Genomic DNA, 8,260 nt, shown 5'->3' with positions numbered 1-8,260 from the left:
CCAACCGCCCGAGGCGTCATCCGCGAACGGCGCCGACACGGAGGTGGAGCTGGCCTACCGTGAGTACTACGGCCAGGCCGGGGAGGCGCGCTGATGGTGCTGCAACACTTTGGCCTGACCCACTATCCCCTGGGCAAGGGCACCACTGAGCTGTGGGACGATGGGGCGCTGGCCCGGCTGGGCGAGCGCTTTGCCTGGCTGCTGCACAGCCCCGGCGTGGGGCTGTTGACCGGCGAGGCCGGGGTGGGCAAGACCGCGGCCCTGCGCGCGCTCACGCAGGCGCTCAACCCCCACCGCTACCAGGTGATCTATCTGGCCGAGACCGACTTCGGGCGGCTGGATCTGTACCGCTCCTTGGCCCTGGCGCTGGGCTTGGAGGGCGCTTACCGCCGCGCCGCCCTGTGGCGTCAGATCAAGGCCCACATCGAGGCGTTGGCCGACGGCAAGAACGTCACGCCACTGTGGATCATCGACGAGGCGCACAATCTGCCCGCGGCGTTCTTCCGTGATCTGCCGGCCTTCCTGAACTTTGCCTTCGACTCGCGCGACCTCATGAGCCTGTGGCTGGTCGGGCATCCCGCGCTGGAGCACACCTTGGATCGCGCCCCCTATGCGGCCTTGGCCAGTCGCATCCAGGTCCGTCTGCGCTTGAGGCCGATCAGTGAGCGCGAGCGCTTCCACAGCCTCGTCACCCAGGCCTTCAAGCACGCCGGCGCCGAGCATACCCTGCTCTCGGACTCGGGCCTGGAGCTGTTACGCCAGGCCTCGCGCGGGCTGCCACGCTACGCCGGACGCATCCTCAAGACCAGCCTACAGCTGGCGGTGCCGAAAGGATTGAATCACCTGCCCGATGAGGTGATCCAACAAGCCATCGAGGAGCTGCGATGAAGACCTTCCCCGTGTCGCTGCCAGAGGAGCTCCCTCCGGCGCTCGCCTTGGTGCTCTTTGAGACACTCGAGCAGCTCACCAACGCGGTCTGGACGCTCTACGAGCGCGAGCTGATCGACCTCATGATGGCGGCCGAGCACGATCCTGCTGCGCCCGTTCAAGAGGTCCTCGATTTCAACGACGACCTGCCCTTCTAGCTCGCTACCGTCCCGAGCTGGCCAAGGGCGCCGTTCTCCCTTGTCCAGATCGGGACGCTTCTTTGTGTCTCACCGCGAATAGGTCGGGACGGTCTCCCTAAATCAGCGCGGGACGTAACACTTTTCCGCCCATTCCTTGGCGACATGGCGCGGGCCGTGAGCCGGGCCCGGCGTCCACCAGATCAGAAAGGGCCGGTTGGGGCTGAAAGCGCAGCGTTCTCCTACAGGGGTGGCGCCAACTGGGAGATCTCGCCGCCGAAGGTCCCGCCTGTCCATACCCCGCATCGTCCAGCATGACGATCAGGATGTTGGGGGCGTCCTCCGGGAGGTGGCGAGCCGGCTCACGCCACTGATGGACCGACTCCTGCGTGGTCGGCCCGACCTCTCCGCCCGTGGGCGGAGAGTAAAACGGCAGTACCTCCTGGGCTGCATTGGAGCCAGCGAACAGGATGAGAAGCGGGATCTCGGCAGTCCTGAGCAGCTGCGGTCCGGCCGTCATGAGTCCTCGGGCTGGTCGCATGTTGCAGTCCCCGCGTTGCGAATTTAGGACGCGACTCAGTCGATGTTGCCCTTGCGGTGCTGGTCATGCAGGTAGCCACCGACGGCACCAGCGCCTGCGCCGATCAGGGCACCCCTGCCGGCGTTGCCGCTCATGGAGCCGATCAGGGCGCCACCCGCGGCGCCCATCGCGGCGCCACTGCCCGTGCGTGAGCCGGTCGTGGTGCCACAGGCCGTTAGCGTGAAAAAAGCTATTAGGACGAGGACATAGGTAAGGCGTTTCATTGCTCGATCTCCCGCTAGACGTTCGGCAGGGCGCTCGCTCCGAGCCCGCACCGAGCTTCGTTTTTATTGCGACTCAGTCGATGGCGACGCGCGCCGCCGCCAATGCGGTGCTCACCTGCATGGATAGCGTTCCGCGAGTGCCCGAACGAGGCCGACGACTGCGATCTCGGCCATCCGCTCTTGGTTGGCGGCGTTTTTCTCCGCCCAGGCGAGGAATGCGGAGCGGCCATCGGTGACAGTGGCGCTCTCCGGGTAGCAGATCAGCCGCTTCAGTTGCTTGCGGTCGCTCACCGCGTCGTGGTACTGCACGGCCCCGCCGATGAATCCAAGACAGCCCGCCATGGCGCGTGCATAGTCGGAGCTTTGCGGAGCCACGGCGCATGTGGCGTAGAGGTCCCGCACTTGGTATACCCCGGAGCCTGGGGACTCTGCGCCGAGTGCGTGATGGCAGGCCTGGCTCGTCAGTAAGAGCAGGCCAAGAAGTAATGAGGGTTTGGATGTCAGCATTGTCGTCGCTCCTCCTGCTCAATACGTTTGATCGCAATGGATTAGGGCGCTAGGGGGGCTCCGGTTTCGGGCCGCCTTTGCCGTTGCGGCTCATTCGCCCGCGGCCCTGCAAGGCGGCCGCGCCATCGGAGAATGATGGATGAATGCACCGGGGGGCTTCCCCGAGCGCATTCGCTCCCCCGGTTCAAAGTATGGTAGGGATCTATGGCAACGGCTTGTCATTTGATGTCAGCGCCGATCATGAGGTGCGCACGTCGGACCGGCCGACTGCGCTGATGTGAAGTGGCGGGCGGGAAGTCGGAGCGCCGGGTGCCCGTGGCTCAATTGCCTCGAGCCACGGGCCGATCGCCTGCGACGGGAAATGCCGACTGATGCCGGTATCGAGCGCGCTCGGGGATCAGCGTCGTTGGGTCACGTCGCCTTGGGAAGCGTCAAGGTGCTCACCGCGTCGCGCGGGTTGCGGGATATCCTGTTGAGAACCGGCCGCTGCACGCCCCGCAACGAGGGCTGCGCGGGCTTGGGCATCCCCCGCGGCAACGACTCGCGCGCGCTCAAGTCGGGCGGTTGGCGTCTCTAAAGGTCTGCGGCGCCAGGCCAGTGTGTCTGCGAAAGGCGCGGGTGAAGTTCGACGCATTGGAGTAACCGAGATCGAACGCGATCTCGAAGATGGGCTTTTCGCTGTTCTCCAGCCAACGCATGGCCTGGGCCATGACGACGTCGGTCAGCAGCGCGGAAAAGGAAAGCCCCTGGGTGGCCAGCTCCCTTTGCAGGGTGCGTCGGCTAAGCGTGAGGCTTTCGGCCACGATGTCGATGCGCGAGCCATGCACGCCCTTGAGGCATGCGATTTGGTGTCGCACGAGGCCGGCCAGATCTTCCGGTAGGGAGCGGGCCGGGAATGTTCTGCTCGCGTTTGGCATACCGGAATGAGCCTTCGTCTTGAAAGGGAGGCTCAGCATCCCTCGCGGGATGGTGATGTAGGTCTGGCCGGCGCCGCGCAGGACCCTGGCCTCGGAGAACAGCTCAATCGCGGGAAGGGGCTCCCCTGCTTGATAAGACAGACTGATTTCGCCCGGCGTCCAACCCGGCAGCGCGTGCCGGATATTGAGGACGCTGGTGACGAGCGACTCCAGCTCCGATTGATAAGGCCCGACACCGGGCCTGCCGGCATAAGTGAGGTTGAGCCGCACATGGCTCCCATGCTCGGACAGCCAGAACCGCTGGCCCGTGATCAACATGTTGTAGAAGCGGATCCCCCGGCGCAGGTAGTCGCCTAGGGTCACTGAGCGCCGCAGCAAATCGCCGTAAGGGCCGAGATCATCGAACGTGGCCGCGAGGCCGATATGCGCGCCGAGGTGCTCGGTCCCGAGCGATTGGCAAGCCAACTCAGCGAGCCGAAAACCGGACTCCAGCGGGATCGCCGCCGCCGGGTGCTCCAGCACTTCCTCCGGGATACCGGCCCGAGACAGCAATCTCCCCACCGGCGCCCCCGCCTCGTCCATCAATTGCGTGTACCGCGTCACCAGTGCCGCGCGTGTGGAGGGGATGATCCTGTCGGTGGTGTTGACATGCACGCGCAGGTTCTCCGGCTAGCTGGCGATTGAGCATAAGGATAGGAAACGTCGCAGTTTGGCGCTAGATGACAGGCGCAGCGCCGAGAGTCAACCAAGCTTCGCAGCCGAAGAAACGATCGCTACCGCCGAGGGAGCCGGTTTGCGGGATGTCGCTTCAACCGGGAAAGAGCAGCTGGCAGCTAGCGATCAGCTTCCAGCTCTTGGTTCGTGGAGATTTTCGCTTCTTGACGTCTTCACCCAGGGGGTGAGTCGGGGGAGGCGCTATGGGGCGGCCAACTGCATGATTCCAAGTGGCTGGTCGCTGGGCTCTGGCGGACATGTCGATCCCTGCGCGCTGCGCATCTAGTGCTTGTCGCGGTGGCATCTCCACAGGGCTTGTCCTTTGCTTCCGCGCAGTGCGGCCCGGCCCGCGCGAGTGTCACCCTGGGGCCGATCAGTGGTCTCTAGGATTGGCTAGAGGCCGACGAGCTCCGCAGTCACCCCCCGTCCACGGACGCCTTCGAGCAGGGCCTGGGCGTTGGTGCGATCCGGCCGGTATTCGACGATGGTCAGGTGTGGCCGGTCGTCTGGGTTGTGCACACTGACCACTCCTTCGACGCCGCGAAGCTGCTGTTCGACCACTGCGCGCTGTTCTGGAGACAGGTTTTCGTCGATATGGATCAATACATCAGCGAGCGAGATATCCATGCTTGATCTCCTGTAGCTCGACCAATCCGGCAGGATGACGGCAGGCTGGAATGCCTTGAGGGTCTCTGGGGCTGATGCACACCGTCTGCCGCCGCGACAGATGGGGCAGAAGGCCCAAGGTGTCGCTCCGGCGGATAACGCCAGCTTGGCCTTGGCCTTGGCCTTCGGCCCTAAGCCAAGTATAGATCCCGCTCATTGGACGGGAGCCAAGGGCGGTCGAATCCGGCTGCTTCAGGTCAGTGGGAGGGATGCCGGGCGCGGCGCAGATCCAGGGTGTCAGAGCATTCCTGTCTCTGCGCTCAGTGCGGGCTTGAGAGGCTGTCTGAAACTTGCTCTCACCCGTGCTGTAGGGGCGAATTCATTCGCCTTCCCTCCAGCGCCAAGGGCCGCAAGAGTCGCCTCTACGCACTCTTTCGGATGGCCTCTAAGGTGTCCCTGTCTCGGCCGCCAAGGGCAAGGCGCCGACCGGTCGAGGACTCAGGCCGGTCTGCGCCCGGCGGTGAAGAAGAGCCAGGCGCCGGCGAGATAGCTCGAAACGACCAGGCCGATGCCGAAAGGCTCCGGCAGCCACTGACCCGGCCCCAGCAGCAGCACCAGGGTCCCGCTCACCACGACGGTCGCACCGCCAATGGCGCGGACGGCGTCGCCTCCGGCGAGTGGCCGCGTATCGCGTGAGCCCGCCTTGGTCATCTGCGTCGCCTCTTCCGTGCGCACGCGCCTGTCGTAGGCCATGAGCATGCGATAGGCGATGAGGGGCAGCTCGGGGGCTTGGTCGGCGACCGAGTAGATGTTGCGCTTGGTGCGGTCGAAGAGCCCCTTGAGGCCGATCTGATCCTTCATCCAGCGCTCCATGTAGGGCTTGGCGGTCGTCCAGAGGTCCAGCTCCGGGTAGAGCTGGCGCCCGAGGCCCTCGATGTTCAGCAGGGTCTTCTCGAGCAGGACTAGCTGCGGCTGGATCTCCATGTTGAAGCGCCGCGCGGTCTGAAAGAGACGCACCAGGAAGTGGCCGAAGGAGATCTCGGCGAGCGGCTTTTCGAAGATGGGCTCGCTGACGGTGCGGATGGCGGACTCGAACTCGTCCACGCGGGTTCCGGGCGGCACCCAGCCGGATTCCACGTGCAGCTCCGCCACGCGCCGATAGTCGCGCTCGAAGAAGGCGAGCAGGTTCTCGGCGAGGTAACGCTGATCCTCGGTCGTCAGGGTGCCGACGATGCCGAAGTCGATGGAGATGTAGCGCCCGGACGGCTCGACGAAGATGTTGCCGGGATGCATGTCGGCATGGAAGAAGTTATCGCGGAAGACTTGGGTGAAGAAGATCTCCACACCGCGCTCTCCGAGCACCTTCATGCTCACGCCCTGCGCCTTTAGCGCGGCGACATCGCTCACTGGCGTGCCGTAGATGCGCTCCATCACCATGACGCTCGGGCGCGTCCAGTCCCAGAAGACCTCCGGGATGTAGAGCATCTCGCTGTTGATCCAGTTGCGACGGATCTGCGAGGCGTTGGCCGCCTCGCGCTGGAGGTCCAGCTCGTCGTAGATGGTCTTCTCGTACTCGCGAACCACCTCGACGGGGCGCAGCCGCTTGCCGTCCTTCCAATAGCGCTCGGCCAGGTGGGCGACGGTGTACATCAGCCCGAGGTCCTGGCGGATGGTACGCTCGATGCCGGGGCGCAGCACCTTGACGACGACCTCGGTGCCGTCCTTGAGCCGTCCGGTGTGGACCTGGGCGATGGACGCGGATGCCAACGGGGTCGGGTCGAAATGATCCAAGACGTCGTCGACCGAGCAGCCCCAGGCCTTCTCGATCAAGGCGCGGGCCGCGTCACCCGGGAAGGGCGGGACCCGGTCCTGCAGTTTGGCGAGCTCGACGGCGAGGTCGTCGGGGAGCAGATCGCGGCGTGTCGAGAGGATCTGGCCGAATTTGACGAAGATGGGTCCCAGATCCTCGAGCGCCATGCGCACGCGGGCCGGATAGGCGGGCAGGTCTCGTTTCACCCAGTGCCAGGGCAGCAGGTATTTGACCCAGCGCAGCGGGCGGAAGAGGTGGGTGGCGAGGATGACTTCGTCGAGACCGTTCTGGAGCAGGACCCAATTGATGCGAAAGAGCCGTAACGCCTGGCGGGGACCAATCATTGCTGGATGCCGTGCTCCGCGGCGCGCTTGGCGAGTCGCTCGATGCGGGCTCCGATGCGCTCGACGTCGTCACGCAGGGTGTCGACTTGGGCGAGAAAGGCCTCGATCTCGTAGCGTGTCGGCAGCAAGCGACGCTCCTCTTGCAGGTATTCGCGCAGATTGGCCGTCATGGTCTCCGAGGTCCGCTTGCCCCAGTGCTCCGCGTCGCGCGCGCGATTGCCGACCTGATGGGCGAAGGGGTCGCCGATCACCCGCGCGAGCTGCTCCTCCCAGTCGACGTCGAGCTTGGCGAGCGCGGCACTGAAGGCGTGAGCCAGGCCAGAGTCGCCGGAGATCTCGACCTCACCTGTGATCAGCTGGCTCTCCTTGCGCTCGGCCGTCGCCATGCGCACAAGACCTAGCGGGGATCCGAGGATGAGGCAGTCGGGATCCGCGTCGTAGTGACCGAACAGCTGCAAGCCCCCCTCGCTGGGGATGACGCTGACACGGCTTCCGAAGCCCTTGAGCTCGATGGCGATGATTCGACCCTCCAAGGCGGCCAGGCCGGCCGCGCCTTCGGGGTCGAGGGCGATATAGCCATTGATCGCCTGCTCGACGACCGCAAGCAGTGCGTCGGGTATCTGGATGCCCTCGCTCACAGCTTGTACCCTCGATGGATGGCAACGATCCCGCCCGTGTGGTTGAAGTAGTCGCAGCGCTCGAAGCCGGACGTCTCCATCATGGCGCGCAGGGTTTCCTGATCCGGATGCATGCGGATGGACTCGGCGAGATAGCGGTAGCTGCCGGGGTCATTGGTCACGATGCGCCCGAGCGTCGGGAGGACCGAGAAGGAGTAGAGGTCGTAGACGCGGCTGAGCGGCTTGCTGACGGGGTGCGAGAACTCCAGGATGAGCGCCCGCCCGCCGGGCTTGATGACCCGGAACATCTCGTCGAGCGCGGCTTGCTTGTCGGTGACGTTGCGCAGCCCGAAGGCGATGGTCACGCAGTCGAAGGTGTCGCTCGCAAAGGGGATCTTCTCCGCGTTGACCAGCGAGTACTGCACGTTGCCCACGCGGCCGTTGTCGATCATCCGCTCGCGGCCCTCTCCGAGCATGGCCGCGTTGATGTCCGTCATCACGACCAGCCCGTCCGGGCCCACGATGCCGGAGAAGCGGTGGGCCAAGTCGCCCGTGCCTGAGGCCAAGTCGAGAACCTGGTGTCCGCGACGCACGCCGGCGAGCTCGATGGCATGCCGCTTCCAGAGCCGATGGACGCCCATGGACATGAGATCGTTCATCAGGTCGTAGCGCGTCGCGACCGAATCGAAGACCTCGCGGACGCGCTTGGCCTTTTCCTCGACTGGGACCTGTTGATACCCGAAGTGGGTCGTTTTCTCGTCGGACATGCTGTTTCTCTGGTCTTGAGCTCGGCGATCGGGCGGCGCCCTTCAGGATGGCGGCTATCTTACACCAAGGCGTGTCACAGGCCGGTATCGCGTGCCCTGGCAGCAGGAGC

Annotated in this window: 9 protein-coding genes; 2 read left to right on the top strand and 7 right to left on the bottom strand. The window is 65.1% G+C overall.

What is annotated here, in order from left to right; translation table 11 throughout:
• Positions 1–93 precede the first annotated feature (93 nt).
• Positions 94–888, top strand: a complete 795-nt coding sequence (locus tag G3446_RS18810) for an ExeA family protein (protein ID WP_164454374.1) — start codon at positions 94–96, stop codon at positions 886–888.
• Complete coding sequence (locus G3446_RS18805; RefSeq protein ID WP_164454373.1) at positions 885–1,085, top strand: hypothetical protein; 201 nt, start codon at positions 885–887, stop codon at positions 1,083–1,085. The genes G3446_RS18810 and G3446_RS18805 overlap by 4 nt, the downstream gene beginning before the upstream one ends.
• Before the next feature lie 555 nt (positions 1,086–1,640).
• Here G3446_RS18805 and G3446_RS18800 read toward each other — a convergent pair.
• The 7 genes from G3446_RS18800 to ubiE all read right to left on the bottom strand — a co-directional run bounded on the left by G3446_RS18800 (position 1,641) and on the right by ubiE (position 8,150).
• Positions 1,641–1,868 (bottom strand): YMGG-like glycine zipper-containing protein, encoded by a 228-nt coding sequence (locus tag G3446_RS18800; RefSeq protein WP_164454372.1) that lies wholly within the window; start codon positions 1,866–1,868, stop codon positions 1,641–1,643.
• Positions 1,869–1,979: 111 nt separating this feature from the next.
• A complete protein-coding gene (locus G3446_RS18795; protein WP_164454371.1) occupies positions 1,980–2,375 on the bottom strand; it encodes a Rap1a/Tai family immunity protein in 396 nt (131 codons plus the stop codon).
• A 551-nt stretch (positions 2,376–2,926) separates the two neighbouring features.
• Positions 2,927–3,946: an AraC family transcriptional regulator ligand-binding domain-containing protein gene (locus tag G3446_RS18790; RefSeq protein ID WP_164454370.1), complete on the bottom strand. Its 1,020-nt coding sequence runs from the start codon at positions 3,944–3,946 to the stop codon at positions 2,927–2,929.
• Between the two features lie 453 nt (positions 3,947–4,399).
• On the bottom strand, positions 4,400–4,633 hold the full coding sequence (locus G3446_RS18785) for an ATP-binding protein (protein WP_164454369.1): 234 nt from the start codon (positions 4,631–4,633) through the stop codon (positions 4,400–4,402).
• Between the two features lie 477 nt (positions 4,634–5,110).
• On the bottom strand, positions 5,111–6,766 hold the full coding sequence (gene ubiB / locus G3446_RS18780; RefSeq protein ID WP_164454368.1) for a ubiquinone biosynthesis regulatory protein kinase UbiB: 1,656 nt from the start codon (positions 6,764–6,766) through the stop codon (positions 5,111–5,113).
• Positions 6,763–7,404, bottom strand: a complete 642-nt coding sequence (locus G3446_RS18775; protein WP_164454367.1) for an SCP2 sterol-binding domain-containing protein — start codon at positions 7,402–7,404, stop codon at positions 6,763–6,765. The genes ubiB and G3446_RS18775 overlap by 4 nt, the downstream gene beginning before the upstream one ends.
• On the bottom strand, positions 7,401–8,150 hold the full coding sequence (gene ubiE, locus G3446_RS18770; RefSeq protein WP_164454366.1) for a bifunctional demethylmenaquinone methyltransferase/2-methoxy-6-polyprenyl-1,4-benzoquinol methylase UbiE: 750 nt from the start codon (positions 8,148–8,150) through the stop codon (positions 7,401–7,403). Before ubiE ends, G3446_RS18775 begins: the two co-directional genes overlap by 4 nt.
• Positions 8,151–8,260: the final 110 nt, after the last annotated feature.

This window comes from Thiorhodococcus minor (assembly GCF_010820565.1).
Lineage (GTDB): Bacteria > Pseudomonadota > Gammaproteobacteria > Chromatiales > Chromatiaceae > Thiorhodococcus > Thiorhodococcus minor.
This window is presented reverse-complemented; position numbering and strand designations above follow the sequence as displayed.